This window comes from Shewanella sp. GXUN23E (genome assembly GCF_050865035.1).
Classification (GTDB): Bacteria; Pseudomonadota; Gammaproteobacteria; order Enterobacterales; family Shewanellaceae; genus Shewanella.
In genome coordinates, this window is record NZ_JBOZWP010000017.1 from 21347 (window position 1) to 45934 (window position 24588).

At 52.1% G+C, this 24588-nt stretch carries 27 protein-coding genes; 6 read left to right on the forward strand and 21 right to left on the reverse strand.

From position 1 onward, the window contains the following. Window positions 1-972 carry a DUF2333 family protein gene (locus ACRRUX_RS14345; RefSeq protein WP_432531515.1) on the reverse strand — a complete coding sequence of 324 codons (972 nt, stop codon included), beginning with the start codon at window positions 970-972 and terminating at the stop codon, window positions 1-3. Between the two features lie 10 nt (window positions 973-982). After that, window positions 983-1459 carry a copper chaperone PCu(A)C gene (locus tag ACRRUX_RS14350; RefSeq protein WP_432531517.1) on the reverse strand — a complete coding sequence of 159 codons (477 nt, stop codon included), beginning with the start codon at window positions 1457-1459 and terminating at the stop codon, window positions 983-985. A gap of 32 nt (window positions 1460-1491) precedes the next feature. Between ACRRUX_RS14350 and ACRRUX_RS14355 the strand changes: the two genes are divergently transcribed. Further along, the gene (locus tag ACRRUX_RS14355; protein ID WP_432531519.1) at window positions 1492-2235 is read left to right on the forward strand and encodes an enoyl-CoA hydratase; all 744 of its coding nucleotides are present in this window, start codon (window positions 1492-1494) and stop codon (window positions 2233-2235) included. A 1-nt stretch (window position 2236) separates the two neighbouring features. On the opposite strand, the gene ACRRUX_RS14360 is transcribed toward ACRRUX_RS14355, so the two are convergent. The 3 genes from ACRRUX_RS14360 to dusA all read right to left on the reverse strand — a co-directional run bounded on the left by ACRRUX_RS14360 (window position 2237) and on the right by dusA (window position 4252). Continuing rightward, window positions 2237-2593: a hypothetical protein gene (locus tag ACRRUX_RS14360; RefSeq protein WP_432531521.1), complete on the reverse strand. Its 357-nt coding sequence runs from the start codon at window positions 2591-2593 to the stop codon at window positions 2237-2239. A gap of 125 nt (window positions 2594-2718) precedes the next feature. After that, the gene (locus ACRRUX_RS14365) at window positions 2719-3030 is read right to left on the reverse strand and encodes a hypothetical protein (protein WP_432531523.1); all 312 of its coding nucleotides are present in this window, start codon (window positions 3028-3030) and stop codon (window positions 2719-2721) included. 199 nt (window positions 3031-3229) lie between these two features. Next, window positions 3230-4252: a tRNA dihydrouridine(20/20a) synthase DusA gene (gene dusA / locus ACRRUX_RS14370; RefSeq protein ID WP_432531525.1), complete on the reverse strand. Its 1023-nt coding sequence runs from the start codon at window positions 4250-4252 to the stop codon at window positions 3230-3232. Between the two features lie 217 nt (window positions 4253-4469). On the opposite strand from dusA, the gene ACRRUX_RS14375 reads away from it, so the two are divergent. Further along, on the forward strand, window positions 4470-4934 hold the full coding sequence (locus tag ACRRUX_RS14375) for a chemotaxis protein CheX (protein WP_432531527.1): 465 nt from the start codon (window positions 4470-4472) through the stop codon (window positions 4932-4934). A 21-nt stretch (window positions 4935-4955) separates the two neighbouring features. Here ACRRUX_RS14375 and ACRRUX_RS14380 read toward each other — a convergent pair whose 3' ends face one another. The 3 genes from ACRRUX_RS14380 to dnaB all read right to left on the reverse strand — a co-directional run bounded on the left by ACRRUX_RS14380 (window position 4956) and on the right by dnaB (window position 8788). After that, complete coding sequence (locus tag ACRRUX_RS14380; RefSeq protein WP_432531529.1) at window positions 4956-6164, reverse strand: hypothetical protein; 1209 nt, start codon at window positions 6162-6164, stop codon at window positions 4956-4958. Between the two features lie 92 nt (window positions 6165-6256). Then, window positions 6257-7336, reverse strand: coding sequence for an alanine racemase (gene alr, locus ACRRUX_RS14385; protein ID WP_432531531.1), 1080 nt, complete (start codon window positions 7334-7336; stop codon window positions 6257-6259). A 39-nt stretch (window positions 7337-7375) separates the two neighbouring features. Beyond that, a complete protein-coding gene (gene dnaB, locus ACRRUX_RS14390) occupies window positions 7376-8788 on the reverse strand; it encodes a replicative DNA helicase (protein ID WP_432531533.1) in 1413 nt (470 codons plus the stop codon). A 127-nt stretch (window positions 8789-8915) separates the two neighbouring features. Here dnaB and ACRRUX_RS14395 point away from each other — a divergent pair, with 127 nt between their 5' ends. Beyond that, the gene (locus ACRRUX_RS14395; RefSeq protein WP_432531535.1) at window positions 8916-11111 is read left to right on the forward strand and encodes a S46 family peptidase; all 2196 of its coding nucleotides are present in this window, start codon (window positions 8916-8918) and stop codon (window positions 11109-11111) included. Between the two features lie 119 nt (window positions 11112-11230). Here the strand turns inward: ACRRUX_RS14395 and rplI are convergent, their stop codons facing one another. Genes rplI through rpsF form a run of 4 tightly spaced genes read right to left on the reverse strand, consistent with a single transcriptional unit; the run spans window position 11231 to window position 12669 of the window. After that, window positions 11231-11683 carry a 50S ribosomal protein L9 gene (gene rplI, locus ACRRUX_RS14400; RefSeq protein WP_432531537.1) on the reverse strand — a complete coding sequence of 151 codons (453 nt, stop codon included), beginning with the start codon at window positions 11681-11683 and terminating at the stop codon, window positions 11231-11233. A 30-nt stretch (window positions 11684-11713) separates the two neighbouring features. Further along, window positions 11714-11941, reverse strand: coding sequence for a 30S ribosomal protein S18 (rpsR, locus tag ACRRUX_RS14405; RefSeq protein WP_025009344.1), 228 nt, complete (start codon window positions 11939-11941; stop codon window positions 11714-11716). A gap of 12 nt (window positions 11942-11953) precedes the next feature. Next, window positions 11954-12259, reverse strand: a complete 306-nt coding sequence (priB, locus tag ACRRUX_RS14410) for a primosomal replication protein N (RefSeq protein ID WP_432531539.1) — start codon at window positions 12257-12259, stop codon at window positions 11954-11956. 8 nt (window positions 12260-12267) lie between these two features. Further along, window positions 12268-12669 carry a 30S ribosomal protein S6 gene (gene rpsF / locus ACRRUX_RS14415; RefSeq protein WP_432531541.1) on the reverse strand — a complete coding sequence of 134 codons (402 nt, stop codon included), beginning with the start codon at window positions 12667-12669 and terminating at the stop codon, window positions 12268-12270. A gap of 528 nt (window positions 12670-13197) precedes the next feature. Here rpsF and ACRRUX_RS14420 point away from each other — a divergent pair. Further along, on the forward strand, window positions 13198-13944 hold the full coding sequence (locus tag ACRRUX_RS14420) for a DUF481 domain-containing protein (RefSeq protein ID WP_432531543.1): 747 nt from the start codon (window positions 13198-13200) through the stop codon (window positions 13942-13944). Here ACRRUX_RS14420 and ACRRUX_RS14425 read toward each other — a convergent pair. The 9 genes from ACRRUX_RS14425 to zapE form a co-directional block, all read right to left on the reverse strand. Then, window positions 13938-14465, reverse strand: a complete 528-nt coding sequence (locus tag ACRRUX_RS14425) for a hypothetical protein (RefSeq protein WP_432531545.1) — start codon at window positions 14463-14465, stop codon at window positions 13938-13940. The two genes, ACRRUX_RS14420 and ACRRUX_RS14425, sit on opposite strands and share 7 nt — an antisense overlap. A gap of 89 nt (window positions 14466-14554) precedes the next feature. Then, window positions 14555-15295 (reverse strand): 23S rRNA (guanosine(2251)-2'-O)-methyltransferase RlmB, encoded by a 741-nt coding sequence (rlmB, locus tag ACRRUX_RS14430; RefSeq protein WP_432531547.1) that lies wholly within the window; start codon window positions 15293-15295, stop codon window positions 14555-14557. Next, window positions 15292-17739 (reverse strand): ribonuclease R, encoded by a 2448-nt coding sequence (gene rnr / locus ACRRUX_RS14435; protein WP_432531549.1) that lies wholly within the window; start codon window positions 17737-17739, stop codon window positions 15292-15294. The genes rlmB and rnr overlap by 4 nt, the downstream gene beginning before the upstream one ends. 40 nt (window positions 17740-17779) lie before the next feature. Next, window positions 17780-18403, reverse strand: coding sequence for a tetratricopeptide repeat protein (locus tag ACRRUX_RS14440; protein ID WP_432531677.1), 624 nt, complete (start codon window positions 18401-18403; stop codon window positions 17780-17782). A 209-nt stretch (window positions 18404-18612) separates the two neighbouring features. Then, complete coding sequence (locus ACRRUX_RS14445) at window positions 18613-19908, reverse strand: adenylosuccinate synthase (RefSeq protein ID WP_432531551.1); 1296 nt, start codon at window positions 19906-19908, stop codon at window positions 18613-18615. 66 nt (window positions 19909-19974) lie between these two features. Next, the gene (locus ACRRUX_RS14450; protein ID WP_432531553.1) at window positions 19975-20163 is read right to left on the reverse strand and encodes a DUF2065 domain-containing protein; all 189 of its coding nucleotides are present in this window, start codon (window positions 20161-20163) and stop codon (window positions 19975-19977) included. 128 nt (window positions 20164-20291) lie between these two features. After that, a complete protein-coding gene (gene rpsI / locus ACRRUX_RS14455) occupies window positions 20292-20684 on the reverse strand; it encodes a 30S ribosomal protein S9 (protein WP_432531555.1) in 393 nt (130 codons plus the stop codon). Between the two features lie 15 nt (window positions 20685-20699). Beyond that, on the reverse strand, window positions 20700-21131 hold the full coding sequence (gene rplM, locus ACRRUX_RS14460) for a 50S ribosomal protein L13 (protein WP_115137176.1): 432 nt from the start codon (window positions 21129-21131) through the stop codon (window positions 20700-20702). A 376-nt stretch (window positions 21132-21507) separates the two neighbouring features. Further along, window positions 21508-22617 (reverse strand): cell division protein ZapE, encoded by a 1110-nt coding sequence (zapE, locus tag ACRRUX_RS14465; protein WP_432531557.1) that lies wholly within the window; start codon window positions 22615-22617, stop codon window positions 21508-21510. A gap of 99 nt (window positions 22618-22716) precedes the next feature. Between zapE and ACRRUX_RS14470 the strand changes: the two genes are divergently transcribed. Both ACRRUX_RS14470 and ACRRUX_RS14475 read left to right on the forward strand, forming a co-directional pair. Continuing rightward, window positions 22717-23034: a ZapG family protein gene (locus ACRRUX_RS14470; RefSeq protein WP_432531559.1), complete on the forward strand. Its 318-nt coding sequence runs from the start codon at window positions 22717-22719 to the stop codon at window positions 23032-23034. Window positions 23035-23221: 187 nt separating this feature from the next. Beyond that, entirely contained in the window at window positions 23222-24577 is a 1356-nt protein-coding gene (locus tag ACRRUX_RS14475; protein ID WP_432531561.1) for a DegQ family serine endoprotease, read from the forward strand. Window positions 24578-24588: the final 11 nt, after the last annotated feature.

The window sequence follows — 24588 nt, forward strand, 5'->3', positions numbered from 1 at the left end:
TTATCCCTGAGATAACAAGTTAGTTAAGTCAATGACTGCCGCGTTGGCGCGGGAGATGTAGTTGGCCATCACCAAAGAGTGATTGGCTACCAAACCAAAACCGCTGCCGTTAAGGACGATTGGACTCCATACCGGTTGCTGGGTTGCTTCCAGCTCCCGGATGATTTGTCGCAAACTCACTTCGGCATTTTTCTTTTTCAATACGTCGGCAAAATCTGTCTCAATTGCCTTCATAAAATTCAACAGCGCCCAGGAAGCCCCCCGGGTCTCATAAAACACATCATCAATCTGCCACCAGCTGGTTTTTACTTCCTGACGGGATAATCCTGGTGTGGATTGTCGGGCAGCGCTGTCACCGGCCAGATCAGTGTTTATCCGTTCCTGTCCGACACTGGCGGACAACTGCTGCGACATGCTGCCAAGGCGCTTTTGCACCTCCTTGAGCCATTCATTGAGATTGTCCGCTCTGGCATAAAATTGAGCATCGGTATTGGCTGAGTCAGCAATTCTGGCGCGGTACATTTCCAGCAATACCACAGCATCGCTGTACTCACTCTCGGCCTTGGGCACCAGCCAGCTGGTATGGTCAATATTGAGCTTGGCATGAGCTTCCAGCAGATCTTTGTCTGCCGTGCTCTGGGATTGAGAGCGGCTGAATTCCTTGCGCATCACCAGCGCCAAATCCCTCGCCTGCTCCAGCGCTCCGAATTCAAACGCCTTCATGTTGTCCATAAACAATGTTGGCGGCATCACATCGTTGGACTGCCAGCCACCCGGCTTATTGAGCAGGGTATCAATGGTATTAATCAGCGCCGTCGTAGTGGCATACCCGACAATAGGTTGACCAGCAGTATTATTGAGCGTCTGCGGCTGAAGCGGATCCGGCTCGACGCTCCACCAGACACTCAGGATATAAAATACAATAGCGATCCCGACCAGGCCCGCGACCAAAGGCTTCCAGGAGAGTTTCATAACTCGCTCCTCAATGGTGATTGTGGTGGTGATGCTGCGCCTGCCCATCATCTTTACGCACGGGCAGCTGCACCGACTGCTTGCTGCCATCAGCAAATATCAAGGTCAACTCAATATGTTCACCTTCGTTGAGCGGCCGGTTCAATCCCAGCAGCATAATATGATCACCGGAAGGCGACAGCGCCAGCTCTCCGGCCAATGGCAGCGCAAAACCGGAAACCTGACGCATCTTAACCACGCCTTTTTCTTCTATCAGGGTATGCAGTTGTGCTTCCCTGGCGACAGGCGTCTCAACGGCAACCAATTCAGTGGCATCGCCTTCATTTTTCAGGGTCAGATAAGCCGCGCTGTTAGGAACCGAGGGCGGCATGGCGCGAATAAATCCATCAGTGAGCTGTACCTGCGCCGCCATCAGCTGCGCAGAAGAACAAAGTATCAGGGCACCAAACACTTGTTTGAATATTAACTTCAATGTCATAAACTCCATGGAGTGCCCAACGTCGATACAAGGATCCCGTTATGAGCAATATCGAGGTAAAGGATGACAAAGGTGTTCGCATCATCCGCTTTAATCGGCCGGACAAGCGTAATGCACTGACGCTTGATATGTATCGGCAACTCACAGAATACCTTATCGAAGGTGAGGCAGACAACGCCATCAAGGTATTTCTCATTTGTGGTGAAAACCACTGTTTTACATCCGGAAATGATATTCGTGATTTCATGTCCAATGGCGAACTCGGGCCCAGTCATCCGGCCGTGCGTTTTCTGTTTTGCCTGCTTGAACTGAAAAAACCTATGGTCGCAGCCGTCAGTGGAGCGGCCGTTGGCATAGGCACAACCTTGTTGTTGCATTGCGACTTGGTCTACTCCGACACGACCAGCCAATTCCAGTTGCCCTTTGTTAATCTGGCGCTGGTACCGGAAGCCGGCGCCTCGATGTTACTGCCACAACTGATTGGTTACCAAAAAGCAGCTGAGCTTCTGCTGTTGGGGGAACCCTTCGATGCTAATACAGCCCTCAGACTGGGCATGCTCAATGACATAGTGGAGCAGGAAAAACTGTTTGAGCATACGCTGGCAATTTGTCTGCGCCTGGCAGCCAAACCGGCCAATGCGGTACGTTTGACCAAGAAATTGATGAAGGCTAATCGCAGTAAGCTGCAACATCAGATGTATCTGGAGCTGGAACACTTTGGCAATCAGCTGAAAAGCGAAGAGGCCAGAGAAAGATTTCAGGCGTTCCTGAATAAAGCTCCCTGATTCAGATGTTGCCCTGACCCTGAGCAATACCCGCCAGCAGCACCACTGCCAGGATCAGCACCAAAGGTAACCACAGCAGTGACAAACCACAGTACAGGATGGCGATGCTGGCCAGTATTGCCAGACCGGGAACCAATAAGGTCATACTTACCGCAACAACCAGCGCCAACATGCTCAGCAGCGCTGTCGCCGCCAGCAGTAAAATACTTGTCCCCAAATAACCATCAAACTGCCATTGTGGGTCCCTGTGGATTGCCCACATCCAGTGACTGTCGGTCAGCCCCAAACCAGCAAATAACAACAACCCGACGGTCACGATAACAATCCACTTATGATTGTTCTTCTGTACTCTCATCATCCCGCCCCTCACTGATGACGGCGTCCTGGCATTTGCCAATAGCACACCAGCGCAGCTGCCACGGCAAAGCTCATCACAGGCAACAACCAGAGCAGGGCTATAGTCTGCATGGAAATCCACATGACTTACTCCGGTTTTTGACTGGTCAGAATCACCGTATCTTCGCTTTCTGTCTGCGATTGAGTATCGGAGGCACTGGCATCGGCGATCTGAGTATCCAGCTCATCGATAGCCTCAGCGACCTGCATGCGCAATGACAGCATTAATTCCTGACGGGCACTTTGCAGCAATTGTTGGGTTTGAGAAGCAATCACCTGTTCAATTTGTCCGGTAACGTCAGACAGTTGTGCAGCCTGAACATCGTTGGAGGTCGCCATGGCGGCGGTTGAACTCAGGGTGGCAATCAGTACGATCGACTTGAATTGAGTGGCAAACATGATAAATCCCTCTAACTGTGTTTAATGACAATCAGGATATATCAAGGCTCGTGCCAACCTTTAAAAATACAATTTAAGTAATTGATAAAAATTGATTTATTGAAAAATTGAGCGAAATCCCCCGTGCTGAACGGGGATTTCCGGATTGGTGAAAAATGCCACAGATGTTGTCATTTTCACCAACTCGTTACACCCTGGGTTATTCGGCCTGCAAAGCGGCCTGTTGTGCCATTGTTTCCAAGGCATCCAGTATGACCTGTACGTTGGCGCCGCTCTTGTGAGCATTCTCACTCAAGTGCCGGCGCCAGGCTCGCGAACCCGGCAATCCCTGGTACAAGCCTATGATATGCCGGGTGATATGATTCAATCGCCCGCCTTGAGCCAGATGTTTCTCGATATAAGGAATCAGTTTCCCGATAACCTCCTCCCGGCTGGACACAGGCAGCGCATGACCGCAAAGTTCATTATCCACCCGGGACAACATATAGGGATTTTGATACGCCTCACGCCCCACCATCACACCATCCAGATGCAAAAGATGCTCCTGCGCCTGCTCAATGCTGGTGACGCCACCATTAATGGAAATGTGCAGATGCGGATAATCCCGCTTCAGTTGGTACACCCGCGGGTAGTCCAGCGGCGGGATTTCACGGTTCTCTTTGGGACTTAATCCCTGCAGCCAGGCTTTACGGGCATGAACGATGAAGGTATCGCAACCGGCCGCCTGAACAGTATCGATAAAGCCGGTCAAAAACTCATAACTGTCCTGATCATCAATACCGATTCGGGTCTTCACCGTCACGGGAATATCAACCACCTGCCGCATCGCATCGATACAGCGGGCGACCAGCTCTGCCTCTCCCATCAGACATGCGCCAAACATACCATTTTGCACTCTGTCAGAAGGACAGCCGACATTGAGGTTAACCTCATCATAACCATACTCCTGCGCTTTTTGGGCACAGGCGGCCAAATCGGCAGGATTGGAACCACCAAGCTGCAACGCCAGCGGATGCTCCTCAGTGTTATATGCCAGATAGTCGCCTTTACCATGCAGAATCGCCCCAGTAGTCACCATTTCGGTATAAAGCAGCGTTTCCTGAGACATCAAACGGGCAAAGTAGCGATAGTGACGATCAGTCCAGTCCAGCATGGGCGCAACAGAAAATCGCCGGTTGGTCGCTGTTATCTTATGTGGAGAGTGCTGATGAGTCGCAGACATGGAAACTAACCTTGGATACTGTGTGAATCACGGGACAAAGGCGGAATTATACACCCGCATCAGGCCGGGGCGCCATGGCAGCATCCTGCTGACTCACAGAAATCATTTTCGGCATCCGATGTTTTTTCGCCTAAGCTTATCAATACCCACTTGAACAAGGGCCCCGCATCTGGCGGGAAGCAAAATAAAGAGCCTTAACGAGGGCAGTGCACAACTTATGAATGTCCAATTTATAAACCCGTTCCTGGATGCATTCCTTAACGTTATCAGCACCATGGCGACTATTAACCTGACACCCGGCAAGCCGATGCTCAAGCATGATGAAATCGCCAAAGGTGACGTCTCCGGGGTCATAGGCATGGTGGGAGAGCAGGCCAAAGGCTCACTGTCGCTGACCTTTGAAAAACGCCTGGCACTGAGAGTGATGCACAACATGCTCGGTGAAGCACCGGATGACATAGATGAAGAAGTGACTGATATGGTGGGTGAACTCACCAACATGGTTTCAGGCGGCGCCAAACGCATGTTGGGTGAGCTGGGATTCGAATTTGATATGGCAACGCCAATCGTCGTCGCTGGTAAGGATCACACCATTTCCCATGTCAGTCGCGGCAAGAAAATCATCATTCCATTCAACAGTATGTATGGTCGTGCCTTTGTCGAAATCTGTTTTGAAGAATAGCCACTTGCGATCGCCAGTCGGTCAGAACGGCTGACTGACCATCACCCAGAACTGGTTGGATTCGGCGCTGATGCCGAATTCAGCCCTCACGACCACACTTTCCACTTCAAACCTTGCACCGGCCCCGACCGACCATACCATATCCCGATGCAGTGATTCCGCAGAAAAGGTATCACTCACTTTACCGGCTTCGGCAAACAGTACCCACTGCCACCATGGCACATCATAGAAATTGAATACCGGCCAACTCTGCAAAGGTTGCCAATGGGGTTGCACCCGATACTCAAGGGTATACAGCAGCGCACTGCGACCGGTAAAGCGGCGGGCAGAATAACCTCTCAAACGCTCAAAGCCACCCAATGCAATCCCGGCAAACTGCGGAGGTCTGTGGTATTGACCATAGGTTTGATTGTTCCAGCCCGGTGTGTCCGCAAGATAAAAGTTCGCCGCCAGGATCTGCTGCCGAAACATCTCATTGCCCCCCACAGACAGGAATGCACTTTGCTCAAACTCCCAGGTTGTCCAATCCTGGCCACCATCAGCATCAAAACCATGCCGAACTTTCAGTGTTGACTGCCCGCCCTGAGTGCTGTTTCGCCCATTGTCACGGTTGTCCCACTCTGCCAGTAACTCAACTCCCCGGGCATATTGAGGCAAGTGTGCTGTGTCTTCGAGTTGCCTGGACTGCATAAAAGCCGACAGCCGAATACTGGAGACCCCTGAGCCCAAAGGATTCCAACCGATAGCGTCGTGATTGCGCATTGAGGCTGCCGCGCCATGACGGCCCCAGCCAATCGGCAGAACATATTTGGCATGGAATTTGGCAAATCTTTCATCACCATGAGCCAGCGTCTTTTGGATTACCCCTTCTGCATCGGGAAGATAGTAAACACCTTCCTGAAATACGCCCTGGTAAAGCTCACCGCTGAACAGCCACTGGCTGAGTCCCGGCAATTGGTAGTTGTTCACCCCCAGATACCCTACCCAACTCTCGTTGGTGGTATACAAACCGAAGCCAAATAAACTGGCCAGGGGTTGTCCTGCATGTTTCAGTACTGCAGCGCCGCCAACTGCAGTGCTGAGATTCTCACTGGCAAACGCAAAGGGAACCGCGGCAAAATCAGGTTGATATTCATTACCGGTGACATCTTCGGCCACATGCTCAGCAGCCAGGATTTCAGGGCTGACAGACAACAGCAACAATATCAGCGGGACTATTCTTATTGGCATTTCAGGGTATTTCCAAACATAAAAAAACGGCAGCATTGCATGCTGCCGTTCACATATTCTTATCGTTCAGACCTGACTCAGGCCTGAACAGCTCACTCAAGACACACAGCAACCCTGGGCGTCAGTTTGGTCATCAGTTCATAAACAATCGTGCCTATGTGCTCAGCGACCTCTTCCAGAGGCAAAGCTTCCCCCCACAACAACACGTCATCGCCGACAACATCGGTGGCTTGAGGCCCAAGATCGACCGTCAGCATATCCATGGACACGCGCCCCACCACAGGCACCCGACGGCCATTCACCCATACCGGTGTGCCTTCCGGGGCATTTCGTGGATACCCATCGCCATAACCGATAGCCACCACGCCCAGTCGGGTATCGCGCGAAGCCTGCCAGTATCCGCCATAGCCCACCGGCTGACCAGATTTGTGCTCCCGAACTGCGATCAGGCGCGACTTCAGCTCCATAGCCGGGTGCAGACCATGATTGCTGCCCAAATCCCCGGTCATGGGAGAGATGCCATACAGCGCAATTCCCGGCCGGATCCAGTCACGACGACTGGCGGGCCAGAACAGCGCACCGGCAGAGTTGGCAATAGAGCGATCACCGGGCAAGGTCGCCGTCAGCTCATCAAAAACCTGCAGCTGATATTCGGTATAGGGCACCTCAGGTTCATCCGCCCTGGAAAAATGAGTCATCAGGTGTATCGGCCTGGCCACGTTCGGACACTGCAACAGACGTTGATAGATGGCTTCAAACTGCTCTGGGACAAAGCCCAGACGATGCATACCCGAGTCAATTTTAAGCCACACATTCACGGGCGCATCCAGCGCCACCTGTTCGAGCATCTCGAGCTGAGACTCGTGATGCACTACGGTATCAATTTTATGCTCAACCAGCGTGGGTAAATCTTCTGCCCGGAAAAAGCCCTCCAGCAGCACCAGCCGCCCCTTGACGCCGCCTTCGCGCAGCGCCAGCGCTTCTTCCAGACGGGCCAGACCAAAACCATCAGCCTCGCCATCCAGATGACGGGCCACATTCAGCAGCCCATGTCCGTAGGCGTTGGCTTTAACAACCGCCAGCACCTTACTTTCCGGCGCCAGTGTTTTCAGCTGACGCAGATTATGAGTTAACGCACCAAGACGGATCTCGGCTCTGGGAAAAGGTTTCAAACACGCACCTTGAATAGTGAAAAAACGAAGGTCAAGGGATCAATCTTCTTCAAATACCAGCGGACCGGCATAGTTGTCGAACCGGGAGAAGTGACCCTGAAATGTCAGACGAACCCGGCCAATGGGGCCGTTACGCTGCTTGCCGATAATGATTTCGGCAGTGCCTTTGTCTGAGGAGTCATCGTTATACACCTCATCACGATAAATAAACATGATAAGGTCAGCATCCTGCTCAATAGATCCGGATTCACGCAAGTCTGAGTTTACCGGACGCTTGTCAGCGCGTTGTTCCAGCGAGCGGTTCAGCTGTGACAATGCAATCACCGGAATTTCCAGCTCTTTAGCCAACGCCTTGAGCGAGCGGGAGATCTCTGCAATTTCCAGAGTACGGTTATCGGCCAGTGCCGGCACCTGCATCAGCTGCAGATAGTCGACCATGATCATGGACAAACCGCCGTGCTCACGGGCGATACGACGGGCACGACTGCGCACTTCAGTTGGCGTCAGACCCGAGCTGTCATCGATATACATCTTTCCCTGCTCAAGCATCAGCCCCATGGTGGACGATACCCGCGCCCAATCATCATCATCCAGCTGACCGGTACGGATCTTGGTCTGATCAACCCGCCCCAGCGAGGCGAGCATACGCATCATGATCTGTTCTGAGGGCATCTCGAGACTGAAAATCAGCACCGGCTTGTCCTCGTTCATGGCGGCGTATTCGCACAGGTTCATGGCGAAAGTGGTTTTACCCATAGACGGACGGGCCGCGACAATGATCAGATCCCCGGATTGGAAACCCGCGGTCATATTGTCGAGATCGGCAAAGCCACTCGACACCCCGGTCACACCATTGTGTGGGTTGTTATACAACTGCTCGATGCGATCGACGGTCTTTTCCAGAATGGTCTTAATCCCTTCCGGACCGTTTTCGGCACTGTTGGCACGCTGCTCGGCAATCTTGAAAACTTTGGTTTCGGCATAGTCCAGCAAGGCGCTGGAATCCCGCCCCTCAGGGTTATAACCGGCATCAGCAATTTCCTGGGCAACCCGGATAAGCTCACGCACCACTGCCCGTTCGCGCACAATTTCAGCATAGGAAACAATGTTACCGGCACTGGGCGTATTTTTGGCAATCTCCCCCAGATAGGCAAAGCCGCCGGCATCGTCCAACTCGTGCGACAGTTCAAGCTGCTCGGATACAGTCACCAGATCGATAGGCTGGCCGGACTCAACCAGCTTCTCCATGGCGCTGAAAATCATACGGTGAGAGCGGGAATAAAAATCTTCCCGGACAATCGCTTCGGCGACTTTGTCCCAGGCCTCGCTGTCCAGCATCAGGCCACCCAACACCGACTGCTCGGCTTCCAGCGAGTGAGGCGGCAGTTTGAGGGCCTCGACCTGAGGATCCCTGGGCTTGTTTTTGGCCTTAAAGGCACCTTGCGAAGACATTTACGCTCCCGATTACAACGGCATTACAAAATATGATATAAACCCACAGGCCTTACACCTGTGGATTACAAATAACTTTCTGTTTGTCCTACAAAACTGACATAAAAATCAACAATAAGGAATGAACATGCGTAACGCATTGGTCGCAGCCCTGATGCTGTCATCCGGCGCAGTCCTCGCCGATGAGGGGCAATGGCAACCCTATCAAATGCCTGCTATTGCCGACAAATTAAAGCAAAGAGGAATAGATATCCCCGCAGAGCAACTGGCAGACTTAAGCCGTTATCCAATGAATGCGGTCGTAGGACTGGGGTATTGTACCGCCAGTTTTGTGTCTCCTAAAGGCTTAGTTGTCACCAACCATCACTGTGCCTATCGTGCCATTCAGTACAACACCAAACCAGAGCAGAACTATCTGGATCAGGGCTTCCTCGCCAATACTCTGGATAAAGAGCCGTCGGCCGGCCCCAATGAGCGTCTGTATGTCACCGAAGCGGTGACTGACGTCACAGCTAAAGTCACAACCAATCTGCCCACAGAGCCACTGGCCCGCTATGAAGCGATTGAAGCCAACAAGAAAGCCCTGATTAAAGAGTGTGAAGCAGATGATAACTACCGCTGCTCGGTCCGCAGCTTCCACAATGGGCTGGAATATTACCTGATAAAGCAGCTGATTATCCGCGATGTACGACTGGTATATGCGCCGCCCCAGAGTGTTGGCAGTTATGGTGGGGATATCGATAACTTCGAATATCCCCGTCACAGCGGCGACTTCACTTTCCTGCGCGCCTATGTCGGTAAGGACGGCAAACCCGCCGCCTATGCCGAAGACAACGTCCCCTATGTGCCCAAGAGCTTTCTGAAGATCAATGCTGATGGCGTAAAAGCCGGTGACGGTGTCATTGTAGCCGGGTATCCGGGTTCGACCAGTCGTTATCGCCTGACCTCTGAATTGGTATTTGCCAGCAATTGGCTGTACCCGCTGCAGGCGCAGCGCTATCAGCGCCAAATTGACACCATTGAAGCCATGGGGGCAGATAACCAGGATGTTGCCATCAAATATGCAGGCACACTTGCAGGCAACGCCAATCGCATGAAGAAGCTTAACGGCCTGCTCGATGGCTTTCGTGCCACAGATATAGTCGGCATCAAACAGGCCAGCGAAGACGCATTTGTCGACTGGCTGATGCAAAATCCCCATACCCAACCGGCACTCATCAGCCAGCTGGAGGCACTGATCGGCGAGTATCACACCGCCACGCAAACCAGCTTCTATTTTAAAAATGCACAGTCCGGCACGCTGCTGAATGCCGCCAATCGCCTGTACCGCCTGGCCAAAGAAAAGCAAAAGCCGGATGCAGACCGGGAATCAGGCTACCAGGAGCGTGACATGAAGCTGTTTGAGGCCAGCCTCAAGCGCATCGACAGCAGTTTCGAGCCGGGCGTCGACAGAACCCTGTGGCTGCAGGACATCATGGCCTATCAGGCACAGGAGCATAAGGTTGCGGTAATGGATGAGCTGCTGGCGCTGGATAGCCATGCGTCTTTGGAAGATAAGCTGGCAGCCATGTACACTTTAAGTGGTTTGATGGAACCTGAAACCCGACTGGCCTGGATGAACCGTACACCGGAAGAGTTCGAACAGAGCGCCGATCCTTTCATCCGTCTGGCGGTCGCCTTGTATGAAGAAAACATGGCACTGGAGCGACAGGAAAAAGTATTGGCCGGCAAGCTGTCGATGGCACGTCCTCAGTACATGGCCGCCATCATTGACTATTACAAAGCCAACAACTGGCCTGTGTATCCGGATGCCAACGGCACCCTGAGGATCACCTATGGTATGGTCGATGGTTATCAGTCCCGCGATGGGCTGTACAAACAACCTTTTACCCGTCTTGAAGGTCTGGCCGCCAAACATACCGGACAGGAGCCATTTAATGCGCCTCAAAAGGTGTTGGACGCCATCGCTGCCGGTGACATGGGGGCGCATAAAGTTGACTCCGTTTATGCTGACACCCGAGGCTTTGTATGCCGTCTGTTCTCTTGTCTGGATAAGCCTGAGCAGTTCAACTCTGTGCCGGTTAACTTCCTTTCCAGCGTGGATACCACCGGCGGTAACTCAGGCTCACCTGTGTTCAACGGAAAAGGGGAACTGGTTGGCCTGAACTTTGACTCCACCTATGAAGCAATCACCAAGGACTGGTTCTTCAATCCCACCATCACCCGCGCCGTTCACGTGGATATCCGATACATTCTGTGGATGATGGACAAGGTGGATAATGCCCAGAATCTGCTTGATGAGCTGGAACTCGTGCGGAATTAAGCCCGCCTAAACAGCAAAACCAGCCCGCGGGCTGGTTTTTATATCTGAACTTTGGCTGAGTCGATTTCAGGCATAAAAAAACACCGCCCAAGGGCGGTGTTTCTTCAGACTAATCGTAATTAGGCTTCTGCAACTACAGAAACTTTAACGATTGCCTTAACTTCGGTGTGCAGAGCCACTTCAACTTCGAACTCACCAGTAGTGCGCAGAGCACCGTGTGGCAGACGAACTTCAGCTTTGCTCAGCTCAACGCCAGCTGCAGTTACAGCGTCAGCGATGTCACGAGTACCGATAGAACCGAACAGTTTGCCTTCGTCACCGGCTTTAGAAGCGATAACTACAGCTTCCAGTGCAGCGATCTTCTCAGCACGCTCGTTGGCAGCAGCCAGATCAGCAGCCAGTTTGGCTTCCAGTTCAGCGCGGCGAGCTTCAAACACTTCAGTGTTGGCAGCGTTAGCTACAACTGCTTTGCCCTGAGGCAGCAGGTAGTTACGAGCATAACCGGCTTTAACAGAAACTTGGTCACCCAGGTTGCCCAGGTTAGCGATTTTATCAAGCAGAATAACGTTCATTATCAATTCCTCTAGCTATAACAGTGCCGATTACTGATGCAGATCAGTGTATGGCAGCAGTGACAGATAACGAGCACGCTTGATAGCGCGAGCCAGCTGACGCTGATACTTGGCAGAAGTACCAGTGATACGGCTTGGAACGATCTTGCCACTTTCAGTGATGTAGTTCTTCAGAGTAGCAATATCTTTGTAATCGATCTCAGTAACACCTTCAGCGGTGAAACGGCAGAACTTGCGACGACGGAAATAACGTGCCATTTTGACAGTCTCCTAGTTTTTCAATTCGACATTTTCAGCGTGGACAAGCAAACGGTTTTGTCCGTTTCTGTTTTGTTGCAGGGCAATAAAGCCATCAACTTCAACTTCCACGCCGGCTTTCAGTTTGTCTGTAATGCTATTAAAGCGAGAACCACTCAATACCACCTGGATCTGACAGTACACATTTCTCAGCATTTCGGCTTCGAAGCGTTGAGATCTGTGTTCCAGCGTAATAATGCAGTGTGCAATACCAGCTGGACTGTCAAATTGTCTGGACCTCAGAATGTGTCCAGACAACACCAGACGATTGGTGGTCACAGATAAACTTACTCAGCAGATTCTTCAGCGTTTTCTTTAACTTCTTCAGCAGCACGCTCAGCGGCAGCAGCGCGGCGTGAATCACGCTCGTCTTTTGCCTTGGCCATTGGAGAAGCTTCGGTGATGGCAGCTTTAGTGCGCATAACCAGGCTACGCAGAACAGCGTCGTTGAAACGGAAAGCAGTCTCCAGCTCTTCAACAGACTCAGCAGTCGCTTCTACGTTCATCAGAATGTAGTGAGCCTTGTGCAGGTCTTGAATTGGGTAAGCCAGTTGACGACGACCCCAGTCTTCCAGACGGTGAATAGTGCCGTTCGCTTCAGTGATGATACCAGTGTAACGCTCAACCATACCTGGTACTTGTTCACTCTGATCAGGGTGAACCATGAATACGATTTCGTAATGACGCATTGATTGCTCCTTACGGGTTTGTAGCCTCGGTTTTGGCTCAGTCGGACCAAATAGAGGCAAGGAACGAGAAAGTGACTGATTAAGGCGCGTGATAGTACATAAACCCGACAGGAAACTCAAGCACCAGTGACAGAAAGTCCATTAATCCGTCATTTATATCTGTCTGATACCCATAAGGCCAAGTTCAGGCTTCAGCCACTCCAACAGGATACTGCAGCTTAGCCTCATATCAGGCGCTGCAACAGGTACAGATATTGCGCCCTCTTTTAGCTCGTGTCGAAAGCGCTCAAGCTGCTAACAATGCGGGGGTTTTAGCCGAAGACAATCACCACAGACGGCTGTATCACGCCGTGCGTGCGTCCCGCTGGCAGGTTATCCGGCTTGCACCCTGAGTCATTCTTTGTATGATGTTAGCGCTGCACACGCAGAATCAATGGAAGGTAACGCGTCTGCTTGCAGCAATGCTCAACACGCAATTGATGTCTTTCCCCAAGCAATCACCGGATAACAATAACAACAGCAATCACAATGCCAAGACTTGCACATCTATCCCTGTTCAGCCTTATTGTCGCCACTCCGGCCATGGCACTGGTTCCTCCGGATTATCAGGAGCCCCCTTCAGACTTCAAAGCAGAAGTGGAAACCGGTTTTCAGCTCAACACCGGTAACACCGAATCCACCAGTTTCAATGGCCGCACCAAACTGGTTTACGATACCAGTAACGCCAGACAGGAAGGCACCCTGAAAGCCTATTTTGCGTCAGATTCGGAAAAAACCACGGCGGAAAAATACGATCTGCAACTGCAGTCAAACTATAAGCTCAACGGCAGCTATATCTATGGTCGGGGAGACTTTACCTGGGATCAGTTCGGTTCCTATACCGAAATATTCACTGTGTCATCCGGATACGGTTTTGATGCCATCAAAGACAGCGATACCCGTCTGAGCCTGGAAGTGGGCCCCGGTTACCGTTATAACCTGCCTCAGGAAGAGAGCGAGCAAACCAGCGCAATTGCAGAAAAAGATTTGATCCTGCGTCTGGCAGCCAAGTTTGAGCAGCGCATTCACGAGTACACCAGCCTGACTGCGGATGTGACCTCTGAAGTAGGAGAAAACAACAACACCCTGTCGCTGGATATGGCTTACAAAAATACCATTTTTCTGAACTGGGCATTCAAGGTGGGATTCAACATCAAGTACACCGAAGTAGTACCACTGGGAAGCAAGCAGACAGACACGGTATCGACGTTCAACCTGCTGTATACCTTTCAGTAATGCACGCCTGAGTGGGGATAAGCGGCCAGAAATTGGCGCAGCCATCGTGCCGCGTCAGCCTCACCCTGCTGCGCCGCCTGCAAACATTCAAAAAGCGCCGTTTCATGTTTGTCTACCAAATAGAATAACGGTCCAAACCCGCCTGCCCGGCTGAATTGCTGGCGATACTGGCGTTGATAAGGCGCCACCCATGCCAGCATGGTATTCATTAACTCCGGCCATGGCAGCGTTAACCAGGCCTCCGCATCACGGATCCCCAGCTGCTGCATATGCAGATCATCCGGATTACAGGGAACCTCGAGTGTTGGCAAATGGGCGCCCAATATCGCCTGAGTCACCCGCTCAACGTTCAACATCAACTGCAACACTGTGCGCTGGGATTCTTTGTCAGTGTATCCCTGATAGTGATCAAGTAGATGCGTGAAAAAAGCCACCCCATAAACTTCCCCCCGATAGGCCCCGGCCAATTGCGCCAGCAAGACCTCAGGTGACGTTTCCATTCCCAGATATTCATCAGACATATCACCTCCACAGCCATCACAGAATTGCGAGATGCTATCAAACCAAAAAAGGTGCCCTAAGGCACCTTTTTATTTCAGATTAAACTGAATTATGCTAATCGCTGGCGTACCACTTCAAACAGACAGATGCCGGTGGCCACCGAAACGTTCAGACTGGACACACTGCCGGCCATGGGAATGGACACCAGCGTATCACAGCACTCCCGGGTCAAACGCCGCAGTCCTTTACCCTCTGCACCCATGGCGATAGCCAAAGGCCCTTTGAGATCGGCCTGATACAGATTGCAATCGGCCTCACCGGCAGTACCGATAATCCACACGCCTTTGTCCTGCATGTGGCGCATGGTGCGGGCCAGATTGGTCACCTGAAACAAAGGTACGGTTTCCGCTGCGCCACAAGCTACTTTACTGACGGTGGCAGTCAGGCTCACTGCGTTATCTTTAGGCACAATAATGCCATGTACACCCGCAGCATCGGCGTTACGCAGACAGGCACCAAGGTTATGCGGGTCGGTCACACCATCGAGGATCAGCAAAAACGGCATCTCTGTTGCCGACAACAAATCATCCAGGTCGTGCTCGTTAAGTGCCTTGGCAGGCTTAACCCGAGCCACTACACCCTGATGCTGAGTACTGCCAGCCTTTTCATCCAGCACCTTACGGGAAGTCTGTGGCATAGAAATACCGTACTCAGCGGCCAGTCTGACCAGCGGTGCAACCCGCTCGTCCAGCCGGCCCTGCATCAGAAACAGCTCCAATACCCTTTCAGGACTGCGCTGCAGCACAGATTCAACGGCGTGGATACCGAAAATCAACTCTTGCTTCTTCATTTACTCTTTCTCTTGCTGCTCTTGCTCTTGGGTGCCTTTTTAGCCCCGGCTTTGGCAGACGGCTTTTTCACAGAACTCTTCTTGCCCTTTTTGGCTGGCTTGGTAGCGCCGCGCAGCGATTCGCGCACGCTGCCATCTTTACTGCCACCACGGGAAGGTTTTTCCCCTTGCCCGTCAGTGCGGTTACTTTTGGCACCTTCCAGATTAACCCGCTCACGGGCAGTCAGGGGTTTGCGACTTCGACTCTTTCTGCGTCCGCCCTCGTCGCCAACCATCAACAGATCTATCTGCCTGTCATCCAGATTAACCGCGGCGACTTTCACCGTGACCGGATCGCCAACCTGATAGATCTGCCCGGACGCTTCACCAATCAGCCGCTGACGCATGGGATCGAACTGATAATAATCGCTGCCCAGACTGGAAATATGCACCAGACCGTCGATAAACAGCTCGTTCAGGCGCACAAACAGGCCAAAGCTGGTCACCGAAGCGATCACTGCATCAAAGGTATCGCCGACATGGTCCTGCATAAACTCACATTTGAGCCAATCGCTGACATCCCGGGTGGCTTCATCGGCACGACGCTCGGTGTTGGAACACTCTTCACCCAGTTGATCCAATTCATCCAGCTGATAGTGGTAACCGCCATCTTTGGTCCACTTATCATCACTGTCACCGCGCTCTTTGGCGAGCAGGTAACGGATCACCCGGTGCAGCACCAGATCCGGATAACGGCGGATAGGTGAGGTAAAGTGCGAATAGGCTTCCAGCGCCAGACCGAAATGCCCCTCATTGTCGGCGGTATAAATTGCCTGACGCATGGAGCGCAGCAACATTACCTGGATAAGCTCAGCATCGGGCCGCTCGGCAATCGCTTCCATCAACAGCTGGAAGTCAATCGGTTGTGGCTCGGCGCCACCGCCAAGACTCAAGCCACGTTCAGCCAGAAACTCGCGGAACTGGGTCAGCTTCTGCTCTGACGGAGCTTCATGCACCCGGTACAGCACTTCGCCTTTGTGTTTTTTCACAAATTTGGCCGCCGCCACGTTGGCCATAATCATGCATTCTTCAATGATCTTGTGCGCCTGATTACGCACCCGCGGCACAATTTTGTCGATCTTGCGCTGGTCATTGAAAATAAACTGGGTTTCAACTGTTTCAAAACCGATGGCACCGCGCTGGGCGCGCTGCTCGTCCAGTGTCAGATACAGTTCCTGCAACACCTGCAGATGTGGCAGCAAAGGCTGATGCTCGGGCAATCCGGGTTCGCCTTCCAGCATGGCCGCCACCTGGGTATAGGTAAAACGCGCGTGGGAGTGCATCACTGCCGGATAAAACTTGTAGCCAGACAGGGTACCTTTGGCCGAAATAGTCATCTCAGCCACCATGCACAGACGGTCAACGGCCGGATTGAGTGAACACAGACCGTTGGACAGCTTTTCCGGCAGCATAGGGATAACCTGTGACGGGAAGTACACAGAGTTTCCGCGGCTGCGGGCTTCCACGTCCAGCGCCGAGCCGGTGCGCACATAGTGACTCACATCGGCAATCGCCACCCACAAACGCCAACCGCCGCTTTTCTTGCGCTCGGCATACACGGCGTCATCAAAGTCGCGGGCATCCTCACCGTCGATAGTCACCAATGGCAAACTGCGCAGGTCAACCCGGTCTTGTTTGTCAGCATCAGTCACTTCATCGGGAATACGGCGCAGTTTCTTTTCTATCACCGCCGACCACTGGTGTGGCAGGTCATAGTTGCGCAGCGCAATTTCGATCTCCATGCCGGGGGCCATTTGCTCACCCAGCACTTCGGTCACCTTACCGGCGGCCTTCACATAGCGTCCCGGACGGCGGGTCAGTTCAACCACTACCACATCACCATGACGGGCACCGTTGCGGTCAGCACTGTCGATTAGAATTTCCTGGGTGATACGTTTGTCATCAGCCACCACGAAGCTCATGCCGAAATCGACATAGAAGCGACCAACCAACGCTGCGCTGCGCTCCTGGATCAGGCGTACAATGCGGGCATCACGACGGCCTTTACGGTCAGTGCCGGCCTTTTGTGCCAATACCTTGTCACCGTGGAAATACATCTGCATGTCGCGGCTGGAGATATACAGGTCGTCACCGCCATCATCGGGACGGAAGAAGCCGAAGCCATCTCTGTGCCCAAGAATAGTCCCGGAAATCAGGTCCATCCGCTCCGGCAGGCCATAACACTGGCCCCGGGTAAACACCAACTCACCGTCACGCTCCATAGCGCGCAGTCTGCGGCGCAGCGCTTCAAGCTGCTCTTCATCAGTAATTTTCAGTGCCTGGGCAATCTTATCCCGGGTCAGGGGTGAAGTCTGAGAGCGCAAGTAATCCAGAATATACTCGCGACTGGGAATTGGGTTGTCGTATTTGGTTTGTTCACGCTCAAAATGAGGGTCTTTTATCATTCATTTTCCACATAGGTTGATCCCTCCAGAGAGGGCGGGATCAACGGCCATTCAAGGATGCTTTGCGGGCTTTTTGCACCACACTTGCTGGCATCCTGGCCTCTAATCCCTGTAGTAAAGTCAATGCTTCCAGTTTGGTCTCTTCGTCACTGAACACTTCATTAAACAGCCAGTGATAGGCCAACTCATAGTCCCTTGGACTGCCATAACCTTCTGACATTAACCGTGCCAGCATCATACGGGCAGTCTGGTTGCCATTGGCCGCCGCCGGAAGCACATATTGCACCGCTCTGTGTTTATTTTGCACCACAAAACGGCCATCTCGATAGTATTGGGCCAATAACACCATGGCCTCTGGGCTGCCCTGTCCGGCAGCCCGATTTAATAACTCTATCCCGCGAGCAGGATTGGCGGGAACACACACCCCGTAATTTTGCATCTCGCCCCACAGGTATTGATACAGGGGCTGATTCAGTACTTCGGCTCTGGCCTCAATATCCTGCACCAACTGACAGTCATCGGCCTTCACCTGCTCCAGGTAACGATCGGCATGGATCAGTGCCAGCAATTTTTCCTGGCTGTAAATATCAACAGCAATAGACTCACCGCGGGCGAATCCGCTCAGCGTCAGTGGCAACAGCCAAATCAACAGCGTCCGTAACATCTTATCTATCCCTTTAGCCATGATTACCACTTCATCGGCAGTATAACCCAATTCTGAAGCGTGGTGGCGCAGGTAAAAGGTGTGCCCTTGCAGGAAGTAGAAGCGATTGTTGTGGTGAACAACGTTATCCTAATGCGCTGATGGCACTGTTCATTCAGCCGTACCAGGCTCCCAATAAAAAAGGCCGCTCAGGCGGCCTTTTCATCTCATCAGTTGAATGGATTCACCAAAATCATGGTTTCATTCCGATCCGGACCGGTAGAGATAATATCAACAGGAGTCTCAAGCAATTCTTCAATACGCTTGATGTAGTTGATAGCTGCCTGAGGCAATTGTTCCAGAGAAGTCGCACCAAAGGTGTTTTCACTCCAGCCTGGCATGGTTTCATAAACCGGAGTAACCAGTTCATAACCTTCTGCAGCCAGTGGAGTCACGTTGGTTACAGTGCCATCTGGATACTGGTAACCCACACAGATCTTCACTTCTTCCAGACCATCCAGTACATCCAGCTTGGTCAGACAGAAACCGCTGACGCTGTTGATCTGTACTGCACGGCGCATCGCCACGGCATCCAACCAACCTGGACGACGCTTACGACCAGTCGTTGCACCAAACTCATGACCTTTGGTGCCCAGGTGGTCACCAATCTCATCGTTCAGTTCAGTCGGGAATGGGCCTGCACCAACACGAGTAGTGTACGCCTTGATGATACCGCACACATAGTCAATATGACGTGGGCCGAAGCCACTGCCGGTAGCCACGCCACCTGCAGTTGTGTTGGAAGAGGTCACATATGGATAAGTACCGTGGTCGATATCCAGCAGCGTACCCTGAGCGCCTTCAAACAGAATGTTGTCACCGGCCTTGCGTGCCTGATCCAACAGCTCAGTCACGTCAACACACATGCTCTTCAGATAGTCGGCAATCGCCAGAGCGTCATCCAGAGTTTGCTGATAATCAACAGCGTCTACGCCGTAGAATTCAGTCAGCATAAAGTTGTGATACTTCATCAACTCTTTCAGCTTTTCTGCGAACAACTCAGCGTTGAACAGATCGCCTACGCGCAGACCGCGACGGGAAATCTTGTCTTCATAAGCAGGACCGATACCACGACCGGTAGTTCCGATGGCGTTATTACCACGGGCCTTTTCACGGGCGATATCCAGTGCACAGTGGAATGGCAGGATCAGCGGACACGCTTCAGAAATCAGCAGACGCTCTTCAACTGGAACGCCACGCTCTTTGAGCATGTTGATCTCTTTCATCAGCGCATCGGGAGCCAGCACTACGCCGTTACCGATAATGCATTTTACATTATCACGCAGAATACCGGAGGGGATGAGATGAAGAACGGTTTTTTCACCATCGATAACCAGAGTATGACCAGCGTTGTGGCCGCCCTGATAGCGAACTACATAATTTGCCTGTTCGGTGAGAAGGTCGACAATCTTACCTTTTCCCTCGTCACCCCATTGAGTGCCGAGAACAACTACGTTTTTGCCCATTGTTTGCTGCAAGGTTGCGGTTAAAGCAGAATCTTAACAGATTTAGGGGGCCAAGAGCCAATAAATTTATGAAAAAATAATCATCAGCACCACTCCGGCGGTGACTAAAGATCCTCCAATCCGGCGAATAACGTTCTGATCTGACTCGGCTAATTCAATCAAATAGGCCTGCCACTTCGCCGGAAAAAACGCCGGCCCCAAGCCCTCTATCAATAGTACCAGCCCCAGGGCCAGCATCCACACTTCGAATGTCATATCGCTCCCTAACACAGGTTTTAAGTCTTTGACAGCAAATTGCCTGCAAAGGCTTTATTTTGGTATCAAAAATGCAATAAAAAACCCAGCATATAGCTGGGTTTTTTGAAAATTCTGCAGCGTAAAAATTAACGCTTGGAGAACTGTGGCTTACGACGTGCTTTGCGCAGACCCACTTTCTTACGTTCAACCTGACGAGCATCACGGGTAACGAAACCAGCAGCGCGCAGAGAAGGACGCAGAGCTTCATCCAGTTGCATCAGAGCACGGGTGATACCGTGACGGATAGCACCTGCTTGACCGGTGATACCACCGCCCTTAACAGTTACATAGATGTCCAGCTTTTCAGTCATTTCAACCAGCTCCAGTGGCTGACGAACAACCATGCGAGCAGTTTCACGACCGAAGTAAACGTCCAGAGGACGCTTGTTTACGATGATGTTACCGCTACCGGTTTTAGCGAATACGCGAGCGGTAGAGGTTTTGCGACGGCCAGTGCCGTAGTACTGAGTAGCAGCCATTTGCTTTATCCCGTGTTAGATATCAAGAACTTGAGGTTGTTGTGCAGCGTGGTTATGCTCGGCACCAGCGTAAACTTTCAGCTTACGGAACATGGCGCGGCCCAGAGGACCTTTTGGCAGCATACCCTTAACTGCTTTCTCGATGATCATTTCTGGCTTGTGAGCTTGCAGCTTTTCAAAGCTGATTTGCTTGATGCCACCTGGGAAGCCTGAGTGCGAGTAGTAAGTCTTGCCCTTGGCCTTGTTACCAGTCACAGTCACTTTCTCAGCGTTGATAACGATGATGTAATCACCGGTATCTACGTGTGGAGTGTACTCAGCCTTGTGCTTGCCGCGCAGACGCAGAGCGATTTCAGTAGCAATACGACCCAGGGTCTTGCCCTCAGCGTCAACAACGTACCAGTCACGAGATACAGATTCTGGCTTAGCAGTAAAAGTAGTTTTCATTTAGAAAAACCCAAAGTTAAATTCTGTCTCACCTGTCACCTGCGAAATGCAGATAACACGAAAATGCCGTTCTATGCCCCTTCGAGCAAAGAAGCAAGCTTTACAAATTCCACCTCATCGGCGGTAGTAACGTGGGCAGGTGGCGGATTATAGCCAACGCTGAGTTAAAAATCACCTGTTTTTTTAGGTAATCTGCATATCAACAGGCACTCAAAATACACGCCGGATTTACGCCAGTGTGCAAATGATTTAACCCGCCTTTGTTTGCTCACGAATTTGCTTGCATTAAGCCACCAAGCCAATGGAATCATTGATATCCATTCCAGGCGATCCCGGATCCATACGGCGAAGATCCGGGATCGCGCAGTTTAGGGGTTTATGGCAAATGTTCAAGTGCCAAATACTCATGAGATTGCATCTCTGTGAGCCGCGAGCGGCATCGGCGGAACTCAAATTCGAGCAGTCCCTCGGTATAAAGCTCCTCGACAGAGACCGCTGAGGAAATAATGAGCTTCACATGACGCTCATAAAATTCATCAATCAACGCCAGAAACCGCCGGGCAACATCATCGCCGGTCTGCAGGGCCCCCATTTGCTCAACCCCGCTGAGCAATACTGTGTGGTAAAGCCGGGAAAGCTCCATATAGTCTCGCTGACTGCGGGGACCATCGCACAGCGCCCGAAAGTCGGCCAGTAAAATCCCCTGCGCCTGACGACGGATCGGAAACCTGCGTCCTTCAATGTCCAGTGGCTCAGTAGACACCTCAGCATCCTGCGCCAACTGACTGAAGTATTTAAGCAGATTGGTATCGGCCTGAGCGTCCAGCGGAAAATGATAGATCTCAGCCTGCTCCAGCGTGCGCAACCGATAATCTACCCCTGAATCCACATTGATAACGTCACAGTGCTGATTTATCAGCGCGATAGCGGGCAGAAAACGAGCCCGTTGCAGCCCATTACGATAGAGTTCGTCGGGAATGATGTTGGACGTGGCCACCAACACCACACCATGATCGAACAGAGATTCAAACAAGGTGCCCAGCAACATGGCATCGGTAATGTCAGAGACAAAAAACTCATCAAAACAAATCACCCGATACTGGGACGCCATTTTTGCCGCAATGACCGGCAGAGGATCACGGGTCCCTTTCAACTCCTCCAGCTCGGCATGCACTCTGTGCATAAAACGGTGAAAATGGGCCCGCAATTTTTCATCGAAGGGCAAGGCTTCGAAAAAGGTGTCCATCAGATAGGTTTTGCCACGCCCGACCCCCCCCCATAAATACAGGCCTTTTACCTGTACCGGCCGGGAAAACCCAAGCGCACGTTTGATCTTGCTGCCAAAAGACGCGCTTTGACTTGCGGCAAGTAAATCATCATAAACACGCTGCAGCGCCTTTACCGCGTGCTCCTGAGCGGCATCGTGGCAAAAGTCCTCACGCTTCAGATCAGCCTGATAATGAGCCCATGGAGTAGGTCTACCCACTTGAAATCCTGTCAAATTGTCCATATATGAGAAGGAAAATAATATCATGCCTGTTAACAGAGGGGCACTGTCCCATTGACAGGTACACAGGAGTATTGAATGGACTGGACACTGGCACTGGCTGCTTTCGTATTGGGTCTGGTATTGGGCTATGTGATTCACACGCTGATCGTCCGCGATGACACAGGCAAAGATCAGCAAAAGCGTGCCGAACAGGCTGTACTGGAACTCAGCCAGTACAAACAGAGCGTCACTGATCTGCATCAGGAACAGGGACGCGAGCTGGCGGCATTGGCCGCACAATTGGAAAAAGTGAACAGACAGTGGCATGAGGCCAGCGATTTTCTGCAGATCCAGGAGTCGGATCTGCCCAGACCGCCAGCCTCTCTCCCGGATGACGAAACAGGCAAAGCCTGAGAGCTGGATTTGCTTTCCGGTCTTCCGGCACTGACACAGATGCTTACGACTTTTTGCCGACGATAGAGAAACTTACTCGAATTATTTAAGTCACAGTGAAGAGAAGTCCGCTCAACTTAAACACTCAGGAGCGGAGTTAACTACCCGGTTTTTTGATATTGACCCCTTAAGCAGGAGCCAACTATTTATGAAAACAAAAATGTCTTTGCTTTCCGCTGCAATTCTGAGTACCAGCCTCAGCCTGATGCCTGCTGTAGCCAGTGCTGCCCTGCCCATGTCGGCACAGGGGCAGCAGCTGCCCAGCCTAGCACCCATGCTGGAACGTACAACTCCGGCAGTAGTATCTGTCGCGGTATCCGGCACCCAGGTATCCAAGCAAAGGGTACCCGACATGTTCCGTTACTTTTTTGGTCCCAATGCACCAAGGGAGCAAATCCAGGAGCGACCATTCCGGGGGCTGGGTTCGGGCGTCATCATTGATGCCAAAGAAGGCTACATAGTCACCAACAACCATGTGATCGACAACGCCGATGAGATCCTTGTGGGTCTGCATGATGGCCGGGAGTTTACTGCTAAACTGGTTGGTCGGGATGAAGATTCCGATATCGCCCTGCTGCAGATTGAAGCAGAGGGACTGACCGGTATCAAATCTGCCGACTCGGATGCACTGCGGGTTGGTGACTTTGCGGTCGCCATTGGCAATCCTTTTGGCCTTGGTCAGACAGTAACCTCGGGGATCGTCAGTGCACTGGGACGCAGCGGCCTGGGTATCGAGATGCTGGAAAACTTCATTCAAACCGATGCCGCCATTAACTCAGGTAACTCGGGAGGCGCACTGGTTAATCTTAACGGTGAGCTTATCGGTATCAATACCGCTATTGTTGCCCCGGGTGGTGGCAATGTCGGTATTGGCTTTGCTATCCCGGCCAACATGATGCACAGCCTGGTAGATCAGATCCTGGAGCACGGTGAAGTCCGTCGGGGCGTGCTGGGTATTTCCGGTCAGGATCTGGATTCAAAACTCGCCAAAGCCTTTGGGCTGGATACGCAGCACGGCGCATTCGTCAATGAAGTCGTACCTGACAGTGCCGCCGACAAAGGCGGCATCAAAGCCGGCGATATCATTACCAGTGTCAACGACAAGAAAATCAAGTCGTTCCAGGAGTTGAGAGCAAAAGTCGCCACGTTGGGCGCTGGCGCCAAAGTGACCCTGGGGCTGGTTCGCGATGGCGATGAAAAAACCGTGAAAGTGACTCTGGGTGAACAAACCGAGTCCAAAGTCGCCGCGGCCGGGGGAGTTCACCCTATGCTGCAGGGCGCAACACTGGAAAACACCAAAGCCGGGATCGAGATCACCGATGTGAAGCAGGGCTCTCCTGCGGCTCAATCAGGCTTGCAGAAAGGTGATGTCATTGTTGGCGTGAACCGCAGCAAAGTGACCAGCCTGAAAGCCTTGAAAGAGTATCTCAAGGATGCCGAAGGCGCCGTAGCACTGAAGATCGTCCGGGGAGACATTGCCCTGTATCTGATGCTGCGCGGCTAAATCCTTACCCC

What these genes read in the sequence shown, in the direction of transcription:
- ACRRUX_RS14345 (WP_432531515.1), bottom strand. Translation starts at nt 972, where the DNA reads ATGAAACTCTCCTGGAAGCCTTTGGTCGCGGGCCTGGTCGGGATCGCT.
- ACRRUX_RS14350 (WP_432531517.1), bottom strand. Translation starts at nt 1,459, where the DNA reads ATGGAGTTTATGACATTGAAGTTAATATTCAAACAAGTGTTTGGTGCC.
- ACRRUX_RS14355 (WP_432531519.1), top strand. Translation starts at nt 1,492, where the DNA reads ATGAGCAATATCGAGGTAAAGGATGACAAAGGTGTTCGCATCATCCGC.
- ACRRUX_RS14360 (WP_432531521.1), bottom strand. Translation starts at nt 2,593, where the DNA reads ATGATGAGAGTACAGAAGAACAATCATAAGTGGATTGTTATCGTGACC.
- ACRRUX_RS14365 (WP_432531523.1), bottom strand. Translation starts at nt 3,030, where the DNA reads ATGTTTGCCACTCAATTCAAGTCGATCGTACTGATTGCCACCCTGAGT.
- dusA (WP_432531525.1), bottom strand. Translation starts at nt 4,252, where the DNA reads ATGTCTGCGACTCATCAGCACTCTCCACATAAGATAACAGCGACCAAC.
- ACRRUX_RS14375 (WP_432531527.1), top strand. Translation starts at nt 4,470, where the DNA reads ATGAATGTCCAATTTATAAACCCGTTCCTGGATGCATTCCTTAACGTT.
- ACRRUX_RS14380 (WP_432531529.1), bottom strand. Translation starts at nt 6,164, where the DNA reads ATGCCAATAAGAATAGTCCCGCTGATATTGTTGCTGTTGTCTGTCAGC.
- dnaB (WP_432531533.1), bottom strand. Translation starts at nt 8,788, where the DNA reads ATGTCTTCGCAAGGTGCCTTTAAGGCCAAAAACAAGCCCAGGGATCCT.
- ACRRUX_RS14395 (WP_432531535.1), top strand. Translation starts at nt 8,916, where the DNA reads ATGCGTAACGCATTGGTCGCAGCCCTGATGCTGTCATCCGGCGCAGTC.
- rplI (WP_432531537.1), bottom strand. Translation starts at nt 11,683, where the DNA reads ATGAACGTTATTCTGCTTGATAAAATCGCTAACCTGGGCAACCTGGGT.
- rpsR (WP_025009344.1), bottom strand. Translation starts at nt 11,941, where the DNA reads ATGGCACGTTATTTCCGTCGTCGCAAGTTCTGCCGTTTCACCGCTGAA.
- rpsF (WP_432531541.1), bottom strand. Translation starts at nt 12,669, where the DNA reads ATGCGTCATTACGAAATCGTATTCATGGTTCACCCTGATCAGAGTGAA.
- ACRRUX_RS14420 (WP_432531543.1), top strand. Translation starts at nt 13,198, where the DNA reads ATGCCAAGACTTGCACATCTATCCCTGTTCAGCCTTATTGTCGCCACT.
- ACRRUX_RS14425 (WP_432531545.1), bottom strand. Translation starts at nt 14,465, where the DNA reads ATGTCTGATGAATATCTGGGAATGGAAACGTCACCTGAGGTCTTGCTG.
- rlmB (WP_432531547.1), bottom strand. Translation starts at nt 15,295, where the DNA reads ATGAAGAAGCAAGAGTTGATTTTCGGTATCCACGCCGTTGAATCTGTG.
- rnr (WP_432531549.1), bottom strand. Translation starts at nt 17,739, where the DNA reads ATGATAAAAGACCCTCATTTTGAGCGTGAACAAACCAAATACGACAAC.
- ACRRUX_RS14440 (WP_432531677.1), bottom strand. Translation starts at nt 18,403, where the DNA reads ATGTTACGGACGCTGTTGATTTGGCTGTTGCCACTGACGCTGAGCGGA.
- ACRRUX_RS14445 (WP_432531551.1), bottom strand. Translation starts at nt 19,908, where the DNA reads ATGGGCAAAAACGTAGTTGTTCTCGGCACTCAATGGGGTGACGAGGGA.
- ACRRUX_RS14450 (WP_432531553.1), bottom strand. Translation starts at nt 20,163, where the DNA reads ATGACATTCGAAGTGTGGATGCTGGCCCTGGGGCTGGTACTATTGATA.
- rpsI (WP_432531555.1), bottom strand. Translation starts at nt 20,684, where the DNA reads ATGGCTGCTACTCAGTACTACGGCACTGGCCGTCGCAAAACCTCTACC.
- rplM (WP_115137176.1), bottom strand. Translation starts at nt 21,131, where the DNA reads ATGAAAACTACTTTTACTGCTAAGCCAGAATCTGTATCTCGTGACTGG.
- ACRRUX_RS14470 (WP_432531559.1), top strand. Translation starts at nt 22,717, where the DNA reads ATGGACTGGACACTGGCACTGGCTGCTTTCGTATTGGGTCTGGTATTG.
- ACRRUX_RS14475 (WP_432531561.1), top strand. Translation starts at nt 23,222, where the DNA reads ATGAAAACAAAAATGTCTTTGCTTTCCGCTGCAATTCTGAGTACCAGC.